The organism is Cellulomonas sp. Leaf334, assembly GCF_001424195.1.
Taxonomy (GTDB): Bacteria; Actinomycetota; Actinomycetes; order Actinomycetales; family Cellulomonadaceae; genus Cellulomonas.
Genome location: NZ_LMOO01000001.1, coordinates 1409220 through 1430799, shown reverse-complemented (window position 1 = coordinate 1430799; position 21580 = coordinate 1409220). Strand labels below are relative to the sequence as shown.

23 protein-coding genes and 1 pseudogene are annotated in these 21580 nt (G+C 73.4%); 19 read left to right on the top strand and 5 right to left on the bottom strand.

Going from position 1 to position 21580, the window contains the following annotated elements:
- Positions 1-102 precede the first annotated feature (102 nt).
- Complete coding sequence (locus tag ASF78_RS06350; protein ID WP_056585832.1) at positions 103-1785, top strand: ABC-F family ATP-binding cassette domain-containing protein; 1683 nt, start codon at positions 103-105, stop codon at positions 1783-1785.
- Positions 1786-1788: 3 nt separating this feature from the next.
- Here the strand turns inward: ASF78_RS06350 and ASF78_RS06345 are convergent, their stop codons facing one another.
- Positions 1789-2385: a LysE/ArgO family amino acid transporter gene (locus ASF78_RS06345; RefSeq protein ID WP_056585829.1), complete on the bottom strand. Its 597-nt coding sequence runs from the start codon at positions 2383-2385 to the stop codon at positions 1789-1791.
- A 71-nt stretch (positions 2386-2456) separates the two neighbouring features.
- Here ASF78_RS06345 and ASF78_RS06340 point away from each other — a divergent pair, with 71 nt between their 5' ends.
- From ASF78_RS06340 to ASF78_RS06310, 7 genes are all read left to right on the top strand, one after another.
- Positions 2457-3389: a LysR family transcriptional regulator ArgP gene (locus tag ASF78_RS06340; protein WP_056585828.1), complete on the top strand. Its 933-nt coding sequence runs from the start codon at positions 2457-2459 to the stop codon at positions 3387-3389.
- Positions 3390-3624: 235 nt separating this feature from the next.
- Complete coding sequence (gene rplM / locus ASF78_RS06335; protein ID WP_055912203.1) at positions 3625-4074, top strand: 50S ribosomal protein L13; 450 nt, start codon at positions 3625-3627, stop codon at positions 4072-4074.
- Between the two features lie 38 nt (positions 4075-4112).
- The gene (gene rpsI / locus ASF78_RS06330; protein ID WP_055912205.1) at positions 4113-4601 is read left to right on the top strand and encodes a 30S ribosomal protein S9; all 489 of its coding nucleotides are present in this window, start codon (positions 4113-4115) and stop codon (positions 4599-4601) included.
- A gap of 124 nt (positions 4602-4725) precedes the next feature.
- Positions 4726-6075: a phosphoglucosamine mutase gene (gene glmM / locus ASF78_RS06325; RefSeq protein ID WP_056585826.1), complete on the top strand. Its 1350-nt coding sequence runs from the start codon at positions 4726-4728 to the stop codon at positions 6073-6075.
- 38 nt (positions 6076-6113) lie between these two features.
- Positions 6114-6740 (top strand): peptide deformylase, encoded by a 627-nt coding sequence (locus tag ASF78_RS06320; RefSeq protein WP_235518416.1) that lies wholly within the window; start codon positions 6114-6116, stop codon positions 6738-6740.
- A 167-nt stretch (positions 6741-6907) separates the two neighbouring features.
- Entirely contained in the window at positions 6908-7588 is a 681-nt protein-coding gene (locus tag ASF78_RS06315; protein ID WP_235518415.1) for a DedA family protein, read from the top strand.
- 138 nt (positions 7589-7726) lie between these two features.
- Complete coding sequence (locus ASF78_RS06310; protein ID WP_056585822.1) at positions 7727-8326, top strand: hypothetical protein; 600 nt, start codon at positions 7727-7729, stop codon at positions 8324-8326.
- Between the two features lie 16 nt (positions 8327-8342).
- On the opposite strand, the gene coaA is transcribed toward ASF78_RS06310, so the two are convergent.
- Together coaA and ASF78_RS22940 are read right to left on the bottom strand one after the other, a co-directional pair.
- A complete protein-coding gene (coaA, locus tag ASF78_RS22945; protein WP_056588255.1) occupies positions 8343-9305 on the bottom strand; it encodes a type I pantothenate kinase in 963 nt (320 codons plus the stop codon).
- Between the two features lie 123 nt (positions 9306-9428).
- Positions 9429-9923: pseudogene (locus tag ASF78_RS22940) on the bottom strand (TetR/AcrR family transcriptional regulator); the annotation flags it as partial.
- A 75-nt stretch (positions 9924-9998) separates the two neighbouring features.
- On the opposite strand from ASF78_RS22940, the gene ASF78_RS06300 reads away from it, so the two are divergent.
- From ASF78_RS06300 to ASF78_RS06290, 3 genes are read left to right on the top strand one after another with little or no spacing between them, the layout of a single operon-like run.
- Positions 9999-10580, top strand: a complete 582-nt coding sequence (locus ASF78_RS06300; protein WP_082494820.1) for a YbhB/YbcL family Raf kinase inhibitor-like protein — start codon at positions 9999-10001, stop codon at positions 10578-10580.
- Between the two features lie 41 nt (positions 10581-10621).
- Entirely contained in the window at positions 10622-12478 is a 1857-nt protein-coding gene (gene glmS / locus ASF78_RS06295; protein ID WP_056585817.1) for a glutamine--fructose-6-phosphate transaminase (isomerizing), read from the top strand.
- Positions 12479-12485: 7 nt separating this feature from the next.
- The gene (locus tag ASF78_RS06290) at positions 12486-12839 is read left to right on the top strand and encodes a holo-ACP synthase (protein WP_056585815.1); all 354 of its coding nucleotides are present in this window, start codon (positions 12486-12488) and stop codon (positions 12837-12839) included.
- A gap of 4 nt (positions 12840-12843) precedes the next feature.
- Here the strand turns inward: ASF78_RS06290 and ASF78_RS06285 are convergent, their stop codons facing one another.
- On the bottom strand, positions 12844-13830 hold the full coding sequence (locus ASF78_RS06285; RefSeq protein ID WP_056585814.1) for an LLM class F420-dependent oxidoreductase: 987 nt from the start codon (positions 13828-13830) through the stop codon (positions 12844-12846).
- Between the two features lie 107 nt (positions 13831-13937).
- On the opposite strand from ASF78_RS06285, the gene ASF78_RS06280 reads away from it, so the two are divergent.
- The 7 genes from ASF78_RS06280 to ASF78_RS06250 are packed head-to-tail and all read left to right on the top strand — an operon-like array spanning position 13938 to position 19805.
- Positions 13938-15431, top strand: coding sequence for a bifunctional ADP-dependent NAD(P)H-hydrate dehydratase/NAD(P)H-hydrate epimerase (locus tag ASF78_RS06280; RefSeq protein WP_082494819.1), 1494 nt, complete (start codon positions 13938-13940; stop codon positions 15429-15431).
- Positions 15428-16051 carry a nucleoside/nucleotide kinase family protein gene (locus ASF78_RS06275; RefSeq protein ID WP_056585809.1) on the top strand — a complete coding sequence of 208 codons (624 nt, stop codon included), beginning with the start codon at positions 15428-15430 and terminating at the stop codon, positions 16049-16051. Before ASF78_RS06280 ends, ASF78_RS06275 begins: the two co-directional genes overlap by 4 nt.
- A gap of 23 nt (positions 16052-16074) precedes the next feature.
- Positions 16075-17238, top strand: a complete 1164-nt coding sequence (gene alr, locus ASF78_RS06270) for an alanine racemase (protein ID WP_056585808.1) — start codon at positions 16075-16077, stop codon at positions 17236-17238.
- On the top strand, positions 17235-17750 hold the full coding sequence (tsaE, locus tag ASF78_RS06265) for a tRNA (adenosine(37)-N6)-threonylcarbamoyltransferase complex ATPase subunit type 1 TsaE (protein WP_056585806.1): 516 nt from the start codon (positions 17235-17237) through the stop codon (positions 17748-17750). The genes alr and tsaE overlap by 4 nt, the downstream gene beginning before the upstream one ends.
- Positions 17751-17755: 5 nt before the next feature.
- Positions 17756-18514, top strand: a complete 759-nt coding sequence (gene tsaB, locus ASF78_RS06260; RefSeq protein ID WP_056585804.1) for a tRNA (adenosine(37)-N6)-threonylcarbamoyltransferase complex dimerization subunit type 1 TsaB — start codon at positions 17756-17758, stop codon at positions 18512-18514.
- Positions 18511-18984: a ribosomal protein S18-alanine N-acetyltransferase gene (gene rimI / locus ASF78_RS06255; protein ID WP_056585802.1), complete on the top strand. Its 474-nt coding sequence runs from the start codon at positions 18511-18513 to the stop codon at positions 18982-18984. The genes tsaB and rimI overlap by 4 nt, the downstream gene beginning before the upstream one ends.
- The gene (locus tag ASF78_RS06250) at positions 18981-19805 is read left to right on the top strand and encodes a sulfurtransferase (RefSeq protein WP_056585800.1); all 825 of its coding nucleotides are present in this window, start codon (positions 18981-18983) and stop codon (positions 19803-19805) included. Before rimI ends, ASF78_RS06250 begins: the two co-directional genes overlap by 4 nt.
- 3 nt (positions 19806-19808) lie before the next feature.
- Here ASF78_RS06250 and ASF78_RS06245 read toward each other — a convergent pair whose 3' ends face one another.
- Complete coding sequence (locus ASF78_RS06245; protein WP_056585798.1) at positions 19809-20450, bottom strand: malonic semialdehyde reductase; 642 nt, start codon at positions 20448-20450, stop codon at positions 19809-19811.
- 86 nt (positions 20451-20536) lie between these two features.
- Between ASF78_RS06245 and tsaD the strand changes: the two genes are divergently transcribed.
- Entirely contained in the window at positions 20537-21577 is a 1041-nt protein-coding gene (gene tsaD, locus ASF78_RS06240; protein WP_056585796.1) for a tRNA (adenosine(37)-N6)-threonylcarbamoyltransferase complex transferase subunit TsaD, read from the top strand.
- Positions 21578-21580 lie beyond the last annotated feature (3 nt).

The following is a 21580-nucleotide window of genomic DNA, read 5'->3' as shown; positions in this document are numbered from 1 at the left end:
TGTCCGACCCTCGCACCGCGCGCCCCCCGGCGCCAGGGGGAGTGGGGGACGCTACGAACAATCCGGTGTCCGGACAGGTCCGTGGCCGGGGAGACTGGGCGCATGGGCCACCTCGACATCGGCGGCATCGGGTACTTCCTGCCCGACGGTCGTCCTCTCCTCGACGACGTGTCGTTCCGGGTGGGCGACGGTGCGCGCGTCGCGCTCGTCGGGCCCAACGGAGCCGGCAAGACGACGCTGCTGCGGATCGTCGCGGGCGACGAGGCGCCGCACGCCGGGTCCGTCGGTCGCAGCGGTGGGCTGGGGATCATGCGGCAGGACATCGGCCGCATCGACGACGACCGCTCGATCCGGGACCTGCTGGCGTCCCTGGCGTCGCCGGCCGTCCGCGATGCCGCCGTGGAGCTCGCGGCGGCGGAGCTGCTGATCATGGAGGTCGACGACGAGCCCGCGCAGATGCGGTACGCGCAGGCTCTCGTGGACTGGGCCGACGTGGGCGGCTACGAGGCGGAGGCGGGCTGGGACCGCGTCACCGACGCGGTGCTGTCCATCCCGTTCGACGCGGCGCAGCACCGGGAGGTGCGCACGCTGTCCGGCGGCGAGCAGAAGCGCCTCGTCCTGGAGGCGCTGCTGCGCGGTCCCGACGAGGTCCTGCTGCTCGACGAGCCCGACAACGCCCTGGACGTGCCGACGAAGCGCTGGCTGGAGGACAAGCTGCGCGCGTCGAACAAGACCGTGCTCTTCGTCAGCCACGACCGGGAGATGCTCGCCCGGGTCGCGACGCAGGTGGCGACGCTGGAGCCCGGCGTCAACGGTGCCGCGGTCTGGGTGCACGGTGGCGGTTTCGCGACGTACCACCAGGCGCGCGAGGACCGGCGCTCGCGGCTGGAGGAGCTGCTGCGGCGGTGGGAGGAGGAGCACGCCAAGCTCAAGGAGCTGGTGCTGACGCTCAAGACGAAGGCCGCGTTCAACGACGGGCTCGCGTCGCGGTACTCCGCCGCGCAGACACGGCTGCGCAAGTTCGAGGAGGCGGGGCCGCCGACCCTGCTGGCGCGCGAGCAGAACGTCCGGGTGCGGCTGCGCGGCGGACGGACGGCCAAGCGCGCGATCGTCGCGACCGGTCTCGAGCTCACGGGACTGATGAAGCCGTTCGACCTGGAGGTCTGGTTCGGCGAGCGCGTCGCCGTGCTGGGCTCCAACGGGTCGGGGAAGTCGCACTTCCTGCGTCTCCTGGCGGCCGGCGGCAGCGACCCGGGCCCCGAGCACGCGCCTGCCGACGACCTCCCGGTCGCTCCGGTGACGCACACGGGCCGGGTCGTCCTCGGCCCGCGCGTGCGGCCGGGCTGGTTCGCGCAGAACCACGGGCACCCCGAGCTCGTGGGCCGGACGCTGCTCGAGATCCTGCACCGCGGCGAGGGGCACCGCGCGGGTCTCGGCCGGGAGCAGGCCAGCAAGGCGCTCGACCGGTACGAGCTGGTCGGTGCGGCCGAGCAGCGCTACGAGACGCTCTCCGGAGGCCAGCAGGCGCGCTTGCAGATCCTGCTGCTGGAGCTCGGGGGAGCGACGCTGCTGCTGCTCGACGAGCCGACGGACAACCTCGACCTGCACTCCGCCGAGGCGCTCGAGACCGGGCTGGCCGCGTTCGAGGGCACGGTCCTGGCGGTCACGCACGACCGGTGGTTCACCCGCACGTTCGACCGGTACCTGGTGTTCGGCGCGGACGGGGAGGTCGTCGAGACGCCGGAGCCCGTCTGGGACGCGGGGCGCGTCGACCGCGTGCGCTGATCCTCAGACCAGCAGCGTGACGGCGAGCGTCGCCATCACGACCGCGATGACGATGTCGAGCACCTGCCAGGCACGGGGCCGGGCGAAGACGGGACGCAGGTAGGCCGCACCGAACCCGAGGGCGGCGAACCAGGTGATGCTCGCGAGCACGGCGCCGGCCCCGAAGACCCACGCGCCCGGGTCGTGCTGGTGGGCCAGCGAGCCCAGCAGCACGACGGTGTCGAGGTAGACGTGCGGGTTGAGGAACGTGAGCGCCAGGCACGTGGTCAGCACCGCCCCGAGGGAAGCGGGCCCCTCGGTCGCGGGGTCGAGACGTTCCGGGCGACGGGCGCGCAGTGCTGCCCCGACGGCGAGCACCAGGAGGAACGCCGCGCCCGCGTACCTGGTCACGGTGAGCACCGCGGGGTTGTTCGTCACCAGCGCGCCCAGCCCGGCGATCCCGGCGGCGATCAGCAGCGCGTCCGCCACGGCGCAGACCGCCACGACGGGCAGGACGTGCTCGCGACGGATGCCCTGGCGCAGCACGAAAGCGTTCTGCGCCCCGATGGCGATGATCAGGGAGAGCGCGGTGAGGTAGCCCGAGAGGGCGGCAGCGGGCATGGGGACGACGCTAGGCCGAGCAGGACCTGTAGTCCAGATCAAGATCCTGGACAACCATTAGGATCATTCATGTGGCCTTCGACGTCGATCAGCTCAGCGCCCTCGCGGCGGTCGTCCACGAGGGCAGCTTCGACGCGGCAGCGCAGCGTCTGCACGTCACGCCGTCGGCCGTCAGCCAGCGCATCAAGGCGCTGGAGCAGCAGGTGGGACGCGTGCTGGTGCTCCGGACGCGTCCCTGCCGGCCCACCGACGACGGCGAGGTGCTCGTCCGGCTGGCGGGCCAGATGGAGCTGCTCGGCCGGGACGCGATGGCGCAGCTGGTCCCCGCTCCCGGAGGTCCGCGCGCCGCACCGTCGTCGCGCCGGCTCCCCGTCGCCGTCAACGACGACTCGATGTCCACCTGGTTCCCGGCCGCCGTCGCGGACCTGCCCCCCGACGTCCTGCTCGACCTGCGGCGCGAGGACCAGGAGCTGTCGGCCGACCTGCTGCGCGACGGCACCGTGATGGCCGCGGTCACCGCCGACCCGCGCGCCGTGCAGGGCTGCCGGGTCCGGCGCCTCGGTGCCATGCGCTACCTGGCGGTCGCGGCACCCGACCGGCGGGACCGCTGGTTCGCCGACGGTCTGGGTGCGGAGGTCTTCGCCGCGGCGCCGCTGCTGGCGTTCAACAGGGAGGACGGCCTGCAGGAACGCTTCGTGGCGTCCGTCGTGGGGCGTCGCACGGTGACGCCGAACGTGCACTACGTGCCGTCGCAGTCGGCGTTCGTGGGTCTCGTCGAGGCGGGGCTCGGGTGGGGGATGGTGCCGGAGGTCGCGGCCGCCCCGCTGATCGCGGCCGGCGCGCTCGTCGAGATCCGGGCCGGTCGATCCCTGGACGTACCGCTCTACTGGCAGCACTGGGCGCTGCGCACCCCGACCCTCGACGACCTCACGGAACGGGTGGTGCGGGCTGCGTCGGCGGCTCTGCGGCCCGTCCGTCGCCACGGGCCACCTTCCGCGGGATGACCCCGAGTTCCGCGTTTTGACCCCTCGGTGCAGAGCCAGGTAATCTGGTGAGTCGTTGTGCGTCCCCGTTCCGGCGGCTGCTCGTGCCCTCTCAGCACGCAGCACCGAGCCAGAACGGCAGGGCCGGTGCGTTCCCGCTCGCCGCCTGGATGCCGACGAGAGCATTCATCGGCGGACCCGCACCCTGCGACGTCCCGCCGCGACAAGATTCGCAACGAAACGAAGGCTGACGACCGTGCGCACGTACACCCCGAAGCCCGGCGACGTCGAGCGGACCTGGCACATCATCGACGCGAACGATGTCGTCCTGGGTCGCCTGGCCACACATGTGGCCACGTTGCTGCGCGGCAAGCACAAGGCAACCTTTGCTCCCCACGTCGACGGCGGTGACTTCGTCATCGTCATCAACGCGAGCAAGGTGGCACTGACCGGCAACAAGCGCGAGAACAAGCTCGCGTACCGCCACTCCGGATACCCGGGTGGCCTGCGCGCCGTGGCCTACTCCGACCTCCTGGAGAAGCACCCCGAGCGCGCGATCGAGAAGGCTGTCCGCGGCATGCTCCCCAAGAGCTCGCTCGCGCGTCAGCAGCTCACCAAGCTCAAGGTCTACGCCGGTGCGGAGCACCCGCACGCGGCGCAGCAGCCGAAGCCCTTCGAGATCACCCAGGTCTCTCAGCAGGCGTGAGCCGGCTGAGTACAGAGAACAAGGACGCGAGGACACCAGTGGCAGAGACCACGGTCGACATCGACCTCGAGGGCGATGACACCCCCACCAGCTACACCTCCGAGACGGTTGCCCCCACGGGGCGCGGTCAGAGCATCACGGCACCGGCGAACGCGCTCGGCCGTCGCAAGGAGGCCATCGCGCGCGTGCGCCTGGTCCCCGGCACCGGTCAGTGGAAGGTCAACGGGCGCACGCTCGAGGACTACTTCCCGAACAAGGTGCACCAGCAGCTCGTGAACTCCCCGTTCAAGCTGGTCGACGTCGAGGGTCGTTTCGACGTCGTCGCCCGCATCACCGGCGGTGGCGTGAGCGGCCAGGCCGGTGCGCTGCGCCTGGGCATCGCCCGTGCGCTGAACGCGATCGACGAGGAGCACAACCGCCCGGCCCTGAAGAAGGCCGGCTTCCTGACCCGCGACGCCCGCGTCGTGGAGCGCAAGAAGGCCGGTCTCAAGAAGGCCCGCAAGGCTCCGCAGTACTCGAAGCGCTGATCCTCGCGCCTCGGCCCGATGGCCCTGCTGGTCTCGCGACCAGCAGGGCCATCGGCACGTCTGCAACCATCAGCGAGGGGCGTGTGCCGACATCGTCGTCGCCGCAGGACGAAGGAGTCTGACCATGGGCCGACTGTTCGGGACCGACGGCGTGCGTGGGCTCGCCAACAAGGACGTCACCGCCGAGCTCGCGCTCGACCTCTCGGTCGCGGCCGCGCACGTCCTCGGCTCGCTGGGACAGTTCGACGGGCACCGGCCGCGGGCGATCGTCGGACGTGACAGCCGCGCGTCGGGGGAGTTCCTCGCGGCCGCCGTGTCGGCCGGGCTCGCCTCGGCGGGCGTGGACGTCAACAACGTCGGGGTGCTGCCGACGCCCGCGGTCGCGTTCCTGACCGCCGCCCTCGGCGTCGACATCGGCGTGGTGCTCTCGGCGTCGCACAACCCGATGCCCGACAACGGCATCAAGTTCCTGGCCAAGGGCGGGCACAAGCTCGATGACGAGCTCGAGGCCGCCATCGAGGCGCGCATGGGCGAGCACTGGGAGAGGCCGCTCGGCGGCGACGTCGGGCGCATCCGCGTCGACACCGGCCGGGCCGGTGAGCAGTACATCGAGCACCTCGTCGGGACCATCGACGTCCCGCTGACGGGTCTGCGCATCGCGGTCGACTGCGCGAACGGTGCGGCGAGCGAGGTCGGTCCCGCGACGCTGCGCGCGGCCGGTGCCGACGTCGTCGTGATCAACGCCTCGCCCGACGGTCGCAACATCAACGAGAAGTGCGGCTCCACGCACCCGGAGCAGCTGCAGGCGGCCGTCGTGGCGTCCGAGGCGGACCTCGGGGTCGCGTTCGACGGGGACGCCGACCGGTGCCTGGCCGTCGACGCGTCGGGCAACCTGGTCGACGGCGACCAGATCATGGGGATCCTCGCGATCGCGATGCGCGACCGTGGCGACCTCGTGGCCGACACCCTGGTCACCACCGTCATGAGCAACCTCGGCCTGAAGATCGCGATGACGCAGGCCGGGATCGTGACGATCGACACCGCGGTCGGCGACCGGTACGTCCTCGAGGCGATGCGTGCCGGGGGGTACTCCCTCGGCGGCGAGCAGTCCGGGCACATCATCATGGCGGCGCACGCGACCACCGGCGACGGTGTTCTGACCGCGCTCCAGCTGGCCGCGCGCGTGGCCCAGACGGGGACGACCATCGCCGACCTCGCCGGGGTCGTCCGGCGGCTGCCGCAGACCCTCGTCAACGTGCCGGGCGTCGACAAGCGCCGCGCGTCGTCGGACGAGTCGCTCCTGGACGCGGTGCGGACCGCCGAGTCCGGTCTGGGCAGCACCGGTCGGGTTCTCCTGCGCTCGTCGGGAACCGAGGACCTCGTCCGGGTCATGGTCGAGGCGGGCACGCAGGCGGAGGCCGACCGGGTGGCCCACGAGCTCGCGGACGTCGTCCTGCACCGGCTGGCGCTGTAGTGCCGTCGGGCGCGCAGTGGGACCAGGCGCTGCGGGACGTGGCGCTCTGGATCATCGAGTCGGGCACGCAGTCGGCCGACGGGGTCGCGCCCATCGTGCAGGCGGGGCACCCGGCGTTGCGTGCCGTCGCGACGCCGTACGACGGTCAGCTGTCGGACGCGGAGCTGGCGGCGCTGCTCGACGTCATGCACCGGACGATGCGGGCGGCGCCGGGCGTCGGGCTGGCGGCACCGCAGCTCGGGCTGCCGGTGGCGCTCGCGGTGCTCGAGGACCCGGGCAGCATCTCCGAGGAGCACGCCCAGGTCCGGGAGCGCGAACCGCTGCCGTTCCGGGTGCTGGTGAACCCGCGGTACACGCCCGTGGGCGACGAGGTGGTCGGCTTCTACGAGGGGTGCCTGAGCGTCGTGGGCTACCAGGCCGTGGTCGCCCGCGCCCGCCACGTGCACCTGACCGGGACCGACGAGCGCGGAGCCGAGGTCGACGAGATCCTGGGCGGCTGGTCCGCGCGGATCGTCCAGCACGAGACCGACCACCTGGCCGGGACCCTGTACCTCGACCGTGCGGAGCTGCGCTCGCTCGCGGCCACCGACGAGTTCGGTGCACGGTGGGCGGCCGAGCCGAGACCGGCTGCGGCGGCGCGGGCGCTCGCGTTCGAGCTGGACTGAGTGCCAGTCTGCAGGGGGAGCCGGGGTCCGACCCAGGGATGAATAGGGGCTGCACCAGGGATGAACCGGGGGTCACCCCTATGTCTCGGGGGGGCACGGCGACTTACCGTGGAGGCACGACACCGGGCGGATCGCCGCCGGGTGCACGACGCAGGAGCTGATGTCACGTGCTGGAGGGGTGGGCCCTGGCCCTCGTAGGTTCCCCGTGGATCTTCGTCGTGCTCTATCTGTTCGCCACGATCGACGGGTTCTTCCCGCCGGTGCCCAGCGAGTCGATCGTCATCGCGCTGTCCGCGGTGGCCATGGCCGAGGGCACGCCGAACCTGGCGCTGATCATGCTGGTGGCCGCAGCCGGTGCCTGGAGCGGGGACCAGATCGCGTACCAGATCGGCACCAAGGTCAAGGTGCGCGAGCTGCGGTTCCTGCGGTCGCCGAAGGGTCAGGCGGCCGTCGACTGGGCGGAGAACGCGCTGGAGAACCGGGGTGCGGCGTTCATCATCGCCGCCCGCTACATCCCGATCGGCCGCGTCGCGGTGAACATGACCGCCGGTGCGGTCGCCTACAGCCGGCGCCGCTTCATGGGCCTGACTGCGATCGCCGCCGTCACCTGGGGCTGCTACTCGGCCCTGATCGGGATCGGTGCCGGGGCGTGGCTGCACGACCACACGCTCGTCGCGGTGGCCGTCGGCGTCATCGGTGGGCTCGCGATCGGGCTGGTCGTCGACTGGGTCCTCCGCAAGCTCACCCACCACCGTCCCGCGCTCCGGGTGGCCGACGAGTCGGACGCTCCCGTGCCGCAGACGAGCGCGCCGGTCACAGGACGCTCACGATCCGACCCCGCCGCCTAACGATCCGGTATCACCGTGTCATTTCGCCCATGACTGTGCTTACCCTCTGACTGTGTCGACGTCGCGGTCGGCGCTCCCGTGCCTGACGACACCCCCGGGGGTGTTGGCCGGCATGGGTGGAGGCAGACAGGGGGCGAGATGGGCGTGCGTGCGCGGTGGGCCGTCGGCCTCGCACTGCCCGCTGCCCTCCTGCTGGGTCTCGGCGCGTGCAGCGCTCCCGACGAGCAGGCGGCGCGCGAGGCTCCCACCGCGGTCGTCGTCGGCGCGGCCGACTGCCTCTCCTCGCAGGTCCTCTCCGACCTGGGCCTGATCGCCGCCGGTGCGTCCGGTGGCGCGGGCACCCCGCACGCGGACGCCCCCGAGGCCGGCCGCGTGCCGGACGACTTCCTCCCGGTCAGCGTCGTGGTGTGCTCACCGGGCGGAACCCTGCAGGACTCGGCCGGGACGTGGGTGGCGCTGACGGCGAGCCGTCGCGAGGGCGACCTGGACCCGCTCGTCGCGGCGCTGCGGCGCCCGTCGGCCCAGCGCGGCGGGACGTGCAGCAGCGCGGTCGTCTCCGCACCTTCCCTCTGGCTGGTCGACGCCCTCGGTCGCGCCATCCGCCCGGTGTGGCCGACGGACCGCTGCGGCTCGCCGCAGCCGGCGGTGTCGACCGCGCTGGACGCGCTCGTGGAGACGGACCGCGAGCAGTACCCGGTCCGGCTCGTGATCCCGGCGGAGCCCACGGCACAACGCTGAGCTGGGCTGAGCCCCCTCAGAGCTTTCGCAGCCGGACCCGCTCCACCGCGTGGTCGCTGTCCTTGGTCAGGACCAGGGTGGCGCGGCTGCGGGTGGGCAGGATGTTCTGCAGGAGGTTGGGCTGGTTGATCGAGTCCCAGATCCGCTCGGCACGCTCCACGGCCTCGTCGTCGGTGAGCGCGGCGTACCGGTGGAAGTACGACTCGGGCCGCGCGAAGGCCGTCTGCCGCAGCGCGAGGAACCGGTCCACGTACCAGCGGCGCACGTCGCTCGTGCGGGCGTCGACGTAGATCGAGAAGTCGAAGAAGTCGCTCACCGCCAGGTTCGACGTGCCCTCGGCGGTCGGGCGGGCGGGCTGGAGCACGTTGAGGCCCTCGACGATGAGCACGTCGGGGCGGTTCACGACGATCTCGCGGCCCGGGAGGATGTCGTAGGTCAGGTGGTCGTAGACGGGCACGCGGACCTCGGGGCGACCGGCCTTGACCTTGGAGACGAACCGGAGCAGAGCCCGACGGTCGTACGACTCGGGGAAGCCCTTGCGCTCCATCAGCCCGCGACGCTCGAGCTCGGCGTTGGGGTAGAGGAAACCGTCGGTGGTGATCAGCTGGACGCGCGGGGTCGCGGGCCACCGGGCCAGCAGCTCGCGCAGCAGGCGTGCGGTCGTCGACTTGCCGACGGCCACGGAGCCGGCGACGCCGATCACGAACGGGGTCCCGCCGACGTCCTCGCGCAGGAACGTGCTCGACGCGGCGTGCAGCCCGCGGGTCGCCTCGATGTGCAGGTCGAGCAGCCGGGAGATCGGGCGGTAGATGGCGTCGACCTCCGCGAGGTCGATCGGGTCACCGAGGCCGGCCAGGCGTTCGACGTCGGCGTCGGTGAGGGGCAGCGGGGTGGAGGCGGAGAGTCGGGTCCAGGCGTCGCGGTCGAGGTCGACGTAGGGCGACGCCGGTGCGACGGTGGTGGGGCGGGGCGCGTGCACGGTCGGCGCCCGGTCGACGGCGGTGGGTGCTCCGAAGCCGACGAGCACCGCGCGCGTGCCCGCGTCGAACTCCGCGCGGGCGGCGGCCGTCGGCGTGACCCGGCCCGGGCCCGCCTGCAGGATCTCCGTCATGACCCAGCCGTGCACCTGGGACCAGATGCTGCGGGCGATCGTCTCGGTGTCGCCGGCGAGCTCACCGCGGTCCACGGCGTCCTGCGTGCGGGCGACGTGGTCGTCGAGCGACAGGCCGCCACGCTGTGCGGACGCGTCTGTGGCGTCGTTGGCGGTGATGCTGGGCGCGAACATCACCGTGTACTCCAGCGGGTGCTCGAGCGCCCAGTCGCGGTAGGCGTGCGCGCCGCGGAGGAGCCGGTCGACGCCGTGGAACTCGTCGGTCGGCGCCAGGGCGTGGTCGAGTCCGGCGAACGCCTCCATGATCGCGGCGTCGACGAGCGCGGACTTGCTGCCGAAGTGCGTGTACACCCCGATGGTCGAGCATCCCGACAGGGCAGCGACCCGGCGCACGGTGAGTGCTGCCGGCCCCTCGGTGCCGAGGATCTTGACGGTCTCGGCCAGGATCCGGTCGCGCAGGGGCAGCGTTGACGTCGCTGTGGTCACATCACTACGTTATGGCCATAACAGCGTAATGCCGCGCTCGGACGTCCCGACGCGAACGACGCGCGAGGAGGCGACATGTCGCACACGGTCCGGGACGGACGAGAAAGAGGCGGACGTCGGGGAGGTGCGGCGGCCGTCGTGCTGGTGGCCGGGGTCCTGGCGGGATGCGGAGCCGGGGTCGCGGACGCGGGAGAGACCCCCGACCTCGTCCTCACGAGCCCCGACCTCGACGACGCGGGGACGCTCCCCGCCTGGGCGACCGGCGTCTACGGCACCACCTGCGCGGGGGACAACCGCTCCCCGGCACTCGCCTGGGACGGTGTGCCCGACGGGACGCGGTCGTTCGTCGTGACCTTCACGGATCCCGCGCACCCGAGCTATGTGCACTGGGTCGTCACCGGCATCGACCCGTCCGCCACGGGGCTGGACTCCGCCGACGACGGGATGGTCGACGGCGGGATCGTCGGGGACAGCTTCCGCGGCACCGGGAGCTACGGCGGGCCGTGCGTCGAGGGAAACCAGTACGTGTACACGGTGTACGCGCTCGACGAGGAGATCTCCGGCACAGCGCGGACCACCCTGGGCGACGTGCTGGTGCAGATGGACGGGCACATCCTGGACCAGGCGGAGCTCGAGGTCCTGCGGGCCGCGTCCTAGGGGGCAGGGCGGGCCGGCAGTCGCCGACTAGACTCGCGGCCATGTGTGGAATCGTCGGCTACGTCGGTAGCCAGGTAGCCAGCGACCGCCCCCTGGACGTGGTGCTGGAGGGGCTGCGGCGCCTCGAGTACCGGGGGTACGACTCGGCGGGCGTCGCACTCGTCAGTCCGGACGGGACGCTGGCCACCGCGAAGAAGGCCGGCAAGCTGGCGAACCTCGTGGAAGAGCTGGACCTGCGGCCGCTGCCGGAGTCGACGGCGGCCATCGGCCACACCCGGTGGGCCACCCACGGCGGACCCACCGACGTGAACGCGCACCCGCACGTCGCCGGCAAGCTCGCCGTGATCCACAACGGGATCGTCGAGAACTTCGCCAGCCTCAAGGCGGGGCTCGAGGCCGACGGGGTCCGGTTCACGTCCGAGACCGACACCGAGGTCGCCGCGCAGCTCATCGCGCGCGCCTACGCCACGACGGGCGACCTGACGGCCGCGATGACCGCCGTCGCGCGGACGCTGCACGGGACGTTCACGCTGCTCGCCGTCCACGAGGACGCCCCCGACGTGGTCGTCGGCGCCCGGCACGACTCGCCGCTCGTCGTCGGCATCGGTGACGGCGAGAACTTCCTGGGGTCCGACGTCGCAGCGTTCATCTCGCACACGCGTGAGGCGCTCGAGCTGGGCCAGGACCAGGTCGTGACCATCACCCCGACCTCCGTCACCGTCACGGACTTCGACGGCCAGCCCGCTCAGGCGCGTCGCTACACGGTGGACTGGGACGCCGCGGCCGCCGAGAAGGGTGGCTTCGCGTCCTTCATGGACAAGGAGATCCACGACCAGCCGCACGCCGTCGCGGACACGCTCCTCGGCCGGACCGACGCGCACGGCCGGCTCGTGCTCGACGAGATCCGGATCGACGAGTCCGTCCTGCGGTCGGTCGACAAGATCGTCGTCGTCGCCTGCGGCACCGCCGCCTACGCCGGGCACGTCGCCAAGTACGCGATCGAGCACTGGTGCCGGATCCCCGTCGAGGTCGAGCTGGCGCACGAGTTCCGCTACCGCGACCCCGTGGTCAACGAGCGCACGCTGGTCGTCGCGGTGTCCCAGTCCGGCGAGACCATGGACACCCTCATGGCCGTCCGGCACGCACGCGAGCAGGGCGCCAAGGTGCTCGCCCTGGTCAACACCCACGGCTCGACCATCCCGCGGGAGGCCGACGCCGTGCTCTACACGCACGCCGGCCCCGAGATCGCGGTCGCGTCCACGAAGGCGTTCCTCGCCCAGATCACCGCCGCGTACCTGCTGGGCCTGTACCTGGCGCAGCTGCGCGGGAACAAGTACGCGGACGAGGTCTCGGAGATCCTCTCCGAGCTGCGCGCCATGCCCGACAAGATCCAGCGCGTCCTCGACCGGGCCGACCGGGTGCGCGAGACCGCACGGTCGATGGTGGACACGAAGTCGGTGCTGTTCCTCGGCCGGCACGTCGGGTTCCCGGTGGCCATGGAGGGCGCGCTCAAGCTCAAGGAGCTCGCCTACATCCACGCCGAGGGGTTCGCCGCCGGCGAGCTGAAGCACGGTCCGATCGCGCTCATCGAGGAGGGGCAGGCGGTGTTCGTCATCGTGCCGTCGCCGCGTGGACGCGACTCCCTGCACTCCAAGGTCGTGTCCAACATCCAGGAGATCCGCGCCCGTGGGGCCCGCACCCTGGTGATCGCCGAGGACGGCGACGACGACGTCCTGCCCTACGCCGACGAGGTCTTCTTCGTGCCGCAGGCGCCCACGCTGCTGGCCCCGCTGCTGGCCGTCGTGCCGCTGCAGGTCTTCGCGTGCGAGCTCGCGACGGCCAAGGGTCTCGACGTCGACCAGCCGCGCAACCTCGCGAAGTCGGTCACGGTCGAGTGATCGTCGCGTGATCGTCGGGGTGGGCATCGACGTCGTCGACGTCGCGCGTTTCGTCGACACCCTGCACCGGGTGCCGGCGCTGCGGACGCGGCTGTTCACGCCCGAGGAGCAGGAGATGCCCGAGACCTCCCTGGCCGCGCGGTTCGCGGCCAAGGAGGCCATCGCCAAGGCGCTCGGCGCGCCCGCGGGGATGAGCTGGCAGGACGCGACCGTCCGGCGGGTCGCCGGTGCGCAGCCCGTGGTCGAGGTCAGCGGGACGGTCGCCGCCGCGGCGGCCGCCGCCGGTGTGGACCGGTTCCACCTGTCCATATCGCACGACGCCGGGATCGCGTCCGCCGTGGTGGTCGCCGAGCGGGACTGACCCCTCAGCGCAGCGCCGGGATGACCTCGGACTCGAACAGCTCGATGCCCGAGCGGTCGTAGGCAGCCTCGGCGAAGTAGGTGATCGCGTAGGTCATGCCGAGCTTCTCGAGGCCCTGGAGCTTCTCGACGATCTGCTCGGGCGTGCCGACGAGGGTGCCGTTGCGGAACTCCTCGGCGACGCGCGGCGCCGAGCTCGGGATCGAGTTGCTGAGGTGCTCCTCGATCCAGGCGAAGCGGTCGTCGACCTCGGCCTGCGTGGAGCCGATGACGACGTTGTAGTTGGACGACCGCGTGATCTCGTCGAACGGGCGCCCGATGGCCGCGCAGTGCCCGCGCAGGATCTCCGACTTGTGCGCGAAGGCCTCCGGGGCGCCCGCGAAGTTGGTGTAGGCGGCGTGCTCGGCGGCGATCCGCAGCGTCTTCTTCTCGCCGCCGCCCGCGATCCACAGCGGGGGACCGTCGACCTGCAGGGGGAGCGGCGAGAGCTGGGCGCCGTCGACCTGGTAGTGCGTGCCGGCCAGGGTCGCGGTGCCGTTGGTCCACATCTGCTTGAAGATCTGCACGCCCTCGTCGAGCATCGCGATCCGCTCGCCCGCGGACGGGAAGCCGTAGCCGTACGCGCGCCACTCGTGCTCGTACCAGCCGGCGCCGATGCCCATCTCGACACGACCGCCCGAGATGATGTCCGCGGTGGTCGCGACCTTCGCCAGGTAGGCGGGGTTCCGGTACGCCATGCAGGTGCACATCTGGCCGAGGCGGACACGGCTGGTGCTCGCGGCGAACGCGTTGATGAGGCTCCAGGCCTCGTGCGTCGCCTCGCCGTTGGGCTCAGGGGTCGCGTGGAAGTGGTCGTAGACCCAGATCGAGTCGTAGGCGTCGCCCTGGTCGGCATGGGTGGCGAGGCTGCTCATGGTCTGCCAGTGGTCGCGCGGCTCGATGCCGGTGAGGTCCTGACGCCAGCCCTGGGGGATGAAGAGTCCGAAGCGCATGCGGGGCACGTTACCTGCGCTGCGGCGCTCGCGCGTGGTGGGATCGAATCGATGCAATCGGACCTCGTCGCCCGTGCCCGCGTGCGAATGCGCTCCCACCCGTCAGGATGAGGAACGTGCTGCAGACCTGGACCTCCGCGCAGGTGCGGGCCGCCGAGGAGCCGCTGCTCGCGGCCGGCGTCCCCCTGATGGAACGGGCTGCCTTCGCGCTGCACGTGCACACGGCCTCGGTCCTGCGCGAGCGGCGCGGCACGGTCGCCGGGGCGCGCGTGGTCGTCCTCGCGGGACCGGGCAACAACGGCGGCGACGCCCTGCACGCAGGCGCGCTGCTGGCCCGGCGCGGCGTCGAGGTCCATGCGGTCCTGACGGGGTCCCGCGTCCACGAGGAGGGTCTGGCCGCGCTCCAGCGAGCCGGCGGGCGGGTGCTGCGGGTCGACGGGTCGGTCGACGAGGCCACGGCTCTGGTCGGCGGCGCCGACCTGGTGCTGGACGGGCTGCTCGGCATCGGCTCGGACGGCGCGGGCCTGCGCGGGACGGCGGGCGAGCTCGTCCAGGCGGTCCTGGACCGCGGGCGCCCGTTCGTCGTCGCGGTCGACGTGCCGTCGGGCCTCGGGGTCGACGACGGGCGTCGCGACGGGACCGTCCTGGACGCCGACCTGACGGTGACGTTCGGCGCGCTCAAGCCCGGCCTCCTGCTGCCGCCCGGCACCCATGCCGCCGGGCGCGTCGAGCTGGTCGACCTCGGTCTGGACCTGCCGGAGGCGCCCGCGGTGGTCCGGCTCGAGCCCGGCGACGTCGCCGACCTGTGGCCGGTACCGACGCGCGACGCGCACAAGTACACGCGCGGCGTCGTCGGCGTCGTGGCGGGCTCCCGGGCCTACCAGGGGGCGGCGGTGCTCACGACGAGCGCGGCCGTGCAGGCCGGCGTCGGGATGGTGCGGTACCTGGGCGACGTCGGTGACGTGGTGGTGGCCGCCCACCCGGAGGTCGTCGTGGGCCACGGGCGCGTGCAGGCGTGGGTGTTCGGGCCGGGGGTCTCACCGGACGACGCCGGGCAGCGGCGACGCATCGGGTACGCGTTCGAGCACGTGCTGGAGCACGGCGAGGCGGCCGTCGTCGACGCGGGTGCGCTCGAGCTGCTGCCTGCCCGGGTGGGCCCCCACGCCGTCCTGACACCGCACGCCGGCGAGCTCGCGCGGATCCTGGTGCAGCGCGGCGAGGACGTCGACCGGGCCGCGGTCGAGGCGGACCCGTTGCGGTGGGCACGGCGGGCGCACGAGCTGACCGGCGCGACGGTGCTGCTCAAGGGCCCGGTGACCGTCGTCGCGGGTGCGCAGGGCGCCGCGTACGCGCAGGCCGACGCGCCCGCGTGGCTGTCCACGGCGGGAGCGGGCGACGTGCTGGCGGGCCTGCTGGGTGCGCTGCTCGCCGGTTCCGTCGACGCGGTCCACGAGGACCCGTCGCTCGCCGCCGCGCTCGCGGCGACGGCCGCGCTGGTGCACGGCCGCGCCGCCCACCGCGCCAACCCCGGCGGCCCGATCTCGGCGCAGGCGGTCGCGGACGCGCTGCCGGGCACGATCGCGGAGCTGCTGGGCCGGTGACGCTGACTCCTGACCTCCTCGCCCGCCTGGACGAGCTGCTGGCGAGCGGACCGCGGCGGATCCTGGGCATCGTCGGCGCACCCGGGGCCGGCAAGTCGACGGTCGCCGCACAGGTGGCCGACGCCGTCGGACCGGCCGCGGTCGTCGTGCCGATGGACGGGTTCCACCTCGCGCAGACGGAGCTGGAGCGGATCGGGCGCGCGGACCGCAAGGGGGCGCCGGACACGTTCGACGCCGACGGGTTCGTGGCGCTGCTGACGCGTCTGCGCATCGCGGATGGGACGGGCGGCATCGTCTATGCGCCCGAGTACCGGCGCGACCTGCGCAACCCCGTCGCCGGCGCCATCGCCGTCCCGCCCGAGGCGCGGCTGGTGGTCGTCGAGGGGAACTACCTGCTGCTGGACGCGCACGGGTTCGCACCCGTCGCCGCCCTTCTCGACGAGTCGTGGTTCCTGGCGCCCGACGACGCACTGCGGCTGGTCCGGCTGGTGGCCCGGCACGAGGCGTTCGGCAAGTCACCCGAGGCGGCGCGCGCCTGGTCGCACGGACCGGACGAGAACAACGCCCGGCTGGTCGCGGCGACGGCCGTCCGCGCCGACGTCGTCGTCCTGCTCGGCTGACGACCGGTGCGAGACTGGTCGCCGTGAGCTGGTACCCCGCACGCGCCGTCGTCGACCTCGCGGCCGTCCGTTCGAACGTCCGGTCGCTCGCCGCGCACGCCCCCACCGCGCAGGTGATGGCGGTCGTCAAGGCCGACGGCTACGGCCACGGCCTCCTGCCGACCGCCGCGGCGGCCGTCGCCGGGGGTGCCACGTGGCTCGGGGCCGCGCAGGTGGAGGAGGCGCTCGCCCTGCGGCGCGGCGGGATCACCGACGCCCGGGTGCTCACCTGGCTCTACGCGCCCGGCGCACCGCTGCGGGAGGCCGTGGACGCCGACGTGGACGTGTCGGTGTCCGCGCGGTGGGCGCTCGACGAGCTCGCCGCTGCCGCGCGCGCCGCCGGCCGGCCGGCCCGGGCACACCTCAAGGTGGACACGGGGCTCGGCCGCAACGGGCTGACCCCCGCCGACCTCGCCGCGATCCTGCCCGAGGTCCTGCGGCTGCGCGCGGAGGGAGCGGTCGAGGTCGTCGGGCTCTGGAGCCACCTCGCGTTCGCCGACGAGCCCGAGCACCCGACCGTCGAGCACCAGGGTGAGGTGTTCGCGGACGCGCTGCGGACCGTCGCGGACGCCGGCGTCGCGCTCGAGGTCCGGCACCTGGCCAACTCCGCCGCGACGCTGACCACCCCCGCGGTCCACTACGACCTCGTGCGGCCCGGTATCGCGGTCTACGGGCTGTCACCCGTCCCGCAGCTCGGCGGGCACGACGACTACGGCCTGGTGCCTGCGATGACCCTCGAGGCCGAGCTGGCGAACGTGAAGACGGTGCCCGGCGGACACGGCGTCTCGTATGCGCACCAGTACGTCACGACGCACGACACGGTGCTCGGGGTGGTCCCGCTCGGGTACGCCGACGGGATCCCGCGGCACGCCTCGGGCACGCAGGAGCAGCCCGGCGGGCCCGTGCGGGTCGGCGGTCGCACCCTCGGTGTCGCCGGTCGCGTCTGCATGGACCAGGTCGTCCTCGACCTGGGTCCCGGGGCGACCGAGCAGGCGGGGGACCGCGTCGAGCTCTTCGGGACCGGGCGCGACGGCGGACCCACCGCGCAGGACTGGGCAGTCGCCGCCGGCACGATCTCCTACGAGATCGTCACCCGGATCGGCGCACGTGTGCCCCGGGTGCACGTCGACAGCGAGGCGGTGTCATGAGCATCACGGTCACGCTCCCGGACGCCGACGCCACCCGGGCGTACGGCCGCGCGCTCGCGGAGGTCCTGCGGGCGGGCGACCTCGTCGTGCTCACCGGCGACCTGGGCGCGGGCAAGACGACCCTGACGCAGGGCATCGGTGCCGGTCTGCACGTCCGCGGCCAGGTCGCGTCGCCGACGTTCATCATCGCCCGCGAGCACCCGCCGCTCGGCGACGGGCCCACCCTCGTGCACGTCGACGCCTACCGGCTGGGCTCGCTCGACGAGGTGGACGCGCTCGACCTCGACGCGAGCCTGGACGAGGCCGTGACCGTCGTCGAGTGGGGCGAGGGCTGGGTCGAGTCGCTCGCGCAGGACCGGCTCGAGGTCACGCTGCAGCGCCCGCGCGGGGGAGCGCTGGACGACGACGACCTCGACGACGCCGCCGCGGGGGAGCGCGTGGTCACCGTGCGGGCCGTCGGTGCACGCTGGGCGGACGTCGCGCTGCCCGACGTCGACCCGGTGGCAGGCTGACCCCCGTGCCCGTCCTCGCCCTCGACACGTCCGCCGCCGTCGCGGTGGCCCTCACCGACGACGCCGGAGTCCTCCTGGCCGAGCGCTCGGACGCGCAGCAGAGGCACCACGCCGAGCTGCTGACCCCGATGATCGCCGCCGTCCTGGCCGACGCCGGGGTGGACCGGCGCGAGCTCACGTCCGTCGTCGTCGGTACGGGCCCGGCGCCGTTCACCGGGCTGCGCGTCGGGCTCGTCACCGCGCGGACCCTCGCGCTGGCCCTCGGCATCCCCGCCCACGGCGTCCCGAGCCTCGACGCGGTGGCGCTGCGGGCGTCCCGGACCCTGCCGTCGGGTACGGACGTCCTCGTCTCGACGGACGCCCGGCGCCGCGAGGTGTACTGGGCGCTGTATCGACTCGTCGACGCGGGTCGGATCGAGGTGCTCGTGGCACCCGAGGTCGCGGCGGCGGCGGACGTGGCGGCCGATTCCCGCACCGCCGGGGCGCTGGCCGTCGGGCGCGGCGCGCTGCTGTACGCCGACGCGCTGGAGCCGCGGTCCCGGCCGGAGAGCCCCGGGCCCGTCGTCGTCGCCGGCGCCGAGCCCGTGCCCGCGCAGGGCATGGTGGACCTGGAGGGGTTCGGGCTCCTCGATCCCGACCCGGCGGAGCTGGCTCGTCTGGCCCTGGGGCGGGTGGCGGACGGTCGCGCGCTCGGCACGGAGCCGCTGTACCTGCGTCGACCCGACGCCGTGCCGCAGGCCGCGCGCAAGCGCGTGCTCGGATGACCGGCCAGCCCGACGACATCCGCGTCCTGACCCCCGCGGACCTCCCCGCCCTGGAGCGCATGGAGGTCGAGCTGTTCGGCCCGGCCGCCTGGTCCCCGGAGAGCCTCGCCGCGGAGATCGTCGGCCCCGGGCGCTGGTACGTGGGCGCGACGGTCGGGGGCGAGCTCGTCGGGTACGCGGGTCTGTGGTTCGACGGGTTCGACGCGCAGGTGATGACGATCGGCACGGACGAGCGGTTCCAGGGACGGGGGCTCGGCCGGCGGATGCTCGCAAACCTGTTGGACCGGGCGCGGGAGGTCGGTGCGGCCGTCGTGCTCCTGGAGGTGCGGGTGGACAACGACGCCGCGATCCACCTGTACGAGAGCGCCGGCTTCGAACGGCTCGGCATGCGCCGGGCGTACTACCAACCGGGGAACATCGACGCGTGGACCATGCGGCTGGACCTGCGTGGCCGGGAGGAGCCGACATGACGAGGAGTGCGGTCATCGTCGATGCCATCGCGCTGAGCGCGGAGCTGGACAGCGCCGCTCCGCCGGTGCTGCTCGACGTGCGCTGGGCGCTGGGGCAGACGGACGGTCACGACCGTCACCTCGACGGGCACCTGCCGGGTGCCGTGTTCGTGGACCTGGACACCGAGCTGGCCGGCCCGGCCTCGCCGCAGGAGGGTCGCCACCCGCTGCCCGACCTCGCGGCGTTCGAGGCGGCCGCCCGTCGCTGGGGCGTCACGGCCGATCGGCCGGTCGTCGCGTACGACGCGGTCGGCGGGATGTCCGCGGCCCGCGTGTGGTGGCTGCTGCGCTGGGCGGGGGTGCGCGACGTGCGGCTGCTCGACGGCGGCCTCGCCGCCTGGACCGCTGCCGGGCTGCCGCTCGAGGCCGGGTCGGTGACGCCCGAGCCCGGAGACGTCGTGCTGGAGCCTGGGTCGCTGGCGACGATCGACGCCGACCAGGCGGCCGCGTGGGACGGGTCGCTGCTCGACGCCCGCGCGGCAGAGCGGTACGCCGGTGACGTCGAGCCGGTCGACCCCCGCGCGGGGCACATCCCCGGCGCGCTCTCGGTGCCCACGGCCGGGAACGTCGGACCCGACGGCAGGTTCATGTCCGACGCGGCCCTGCGGGAGCGGTTCGGGTCCGTCGAGGGGCCGGTCGCCGTGTACTGCGGGTCCGGCGTGACGGCCGCGCACGAGGTCGCGGCGCTGGCGTCGATCGGTGTCGACGCGGCCCTGTACCCCGGATCCTGGTCGCAGTGGTCGAACGACCCGTCCCGGCCGGTCGCGACCGGGACGGCGTAGGGGTCAGACGGTCAGGGACGCCTGCGCGTAGCCGAGCCGCTCGGCGCGGGCACGGTGCGTGCCGGTGCCCTCGACGTGGCCGACGTTGACGACGAGGAGCGACTTCCAGCCGTTGTCGGCGAAGAACTCCTGGTCGATGCCGTCGGTGTCCATGCCGCCCATGGGGCCTGCCGCGAGGCCGGCGGCGCGCAGTCCGACGATCAGGTAGCCCGCCTGGATGAGCGCGTTGGTGCGCGCCATCGACTCGCGCTGCTCGGGCTGGCCCTCGAGGGCGTCGGCGAGCGCGGCCATGTGCGGTGCGAGCGTCGGGATGTGGGTGTGGAACGACGTGTCGGCCGCCAGGACGAGGGAGACGGGGGCGGCCAGGACGCGGTCGCGGTTGCCCTCGCTCATGTGGGCGGCGAGGCGCTGGCGGGCCTCGGGCGTGCGGACGACCAGGAGGCGCAGCGGGATCGTGTTGAGGGCGGTCGGGCCCCACTTGACCAGGTCGTAGACCGCGGCGATCTGCTCGTCGCTGACCTCGTCGGGGGTGAACGCAGCGGCGGTGCGGGCCGCGCGGAACAGGAGGTCGGCGACGTCGTCCGCGACGGCCAGGCCGGGCGTCGGGAAGTCGAGGCCGTCGAGGACTGTGGTGTCAGTGGTCATGTGTGGTTGAAGCGTCAACCAACTACGGTTGTTCCGAGCAGCGGGGTGGCGGTCGTCACAGCTCCGCGCCCGCCTATCCTGGGCGCATGGCAGACCCCCTCGTCCTCGGGATCGAGACCTCGTGCGACGAGACCGGCGTCGCCCTCGTGCGCGGCTACGACCTGCTGGTCGACGCCGTCGCCAGCTCGGTCGACGAGCACGCGCGGTTCGGCGGGATCATCCCCGAGATCGCGTCCCGCGCCCACCTCGAGGCCATGGTGCCGACGATCGAGCGGGCGCTGGCGACCGCCGACGTCTCGCTCGGCGAGGTCGACGCCATCGCCGTGACGGCCGGCCCCGGGCTGGTCGGGCCGTTGACGGTCGGGGCGTCCGCCGCCAAGGCGCTCGCCCTCGCGCTCGACAAGCCGCTGTACGGCGTCAACCACGTGATCGGGCACGCGGTCGTCGACGAGCTGGTCGACGGTGCCTTCCCCGAGCGGGTCATGGCGCTCGTCGTCTCCGGCGGTCACTCGTCGCTGCTGCTCCTCGACGACACCGTGCGGGTCACCGAGCTCGGCTCGACGCTCGACGACGCGGCGGGGGAGGCGTTCGACAAGGTCGGCCGCCTGCTCGGCCTGCCGTACCCGGGCGGCCCGCACATCGACCGCCTGGCGCGCGAGGGGAACCCGGCCGCGATCCGCTTCCCGCGCGGGCTCACTGCCGCGAAGGACCAGGCCGCGCACGCCGCCGACTTCTCGTTCTCCGGGCTCAAGACGGCCGTCGCGCGGTGGGTCGAGGCGCGGCAGGACTCCGGTCAGGAGGTGCCGCTGCCGGACGTCGCGGCCTCGTTCGCCGAGGCGGTCGCCGACGTGCTGACCGCCAAGACCATCGCGGCGTGCCGCGCGCACGGCGTGGACACCCTGGTGGTGGGCGGCGGCTTCTCCGCGAACTCGCAGCTGCGGGACATGGCCGCGAAGCGGTGTGCCGAGGCCGGGATCACGCTGCGCATCCCGCCGATCCGGTACTGCACGGACAACGGCGCGATGATCGCGGCGCTCGGGGCGGCCGTGGTGCGGCGCGGGCTGCCCCCGTCGTCGCTCGACCTGCCCGTCGACTCGTCCATGCCCCTGACCCAGGTCCTGGTCTGACCG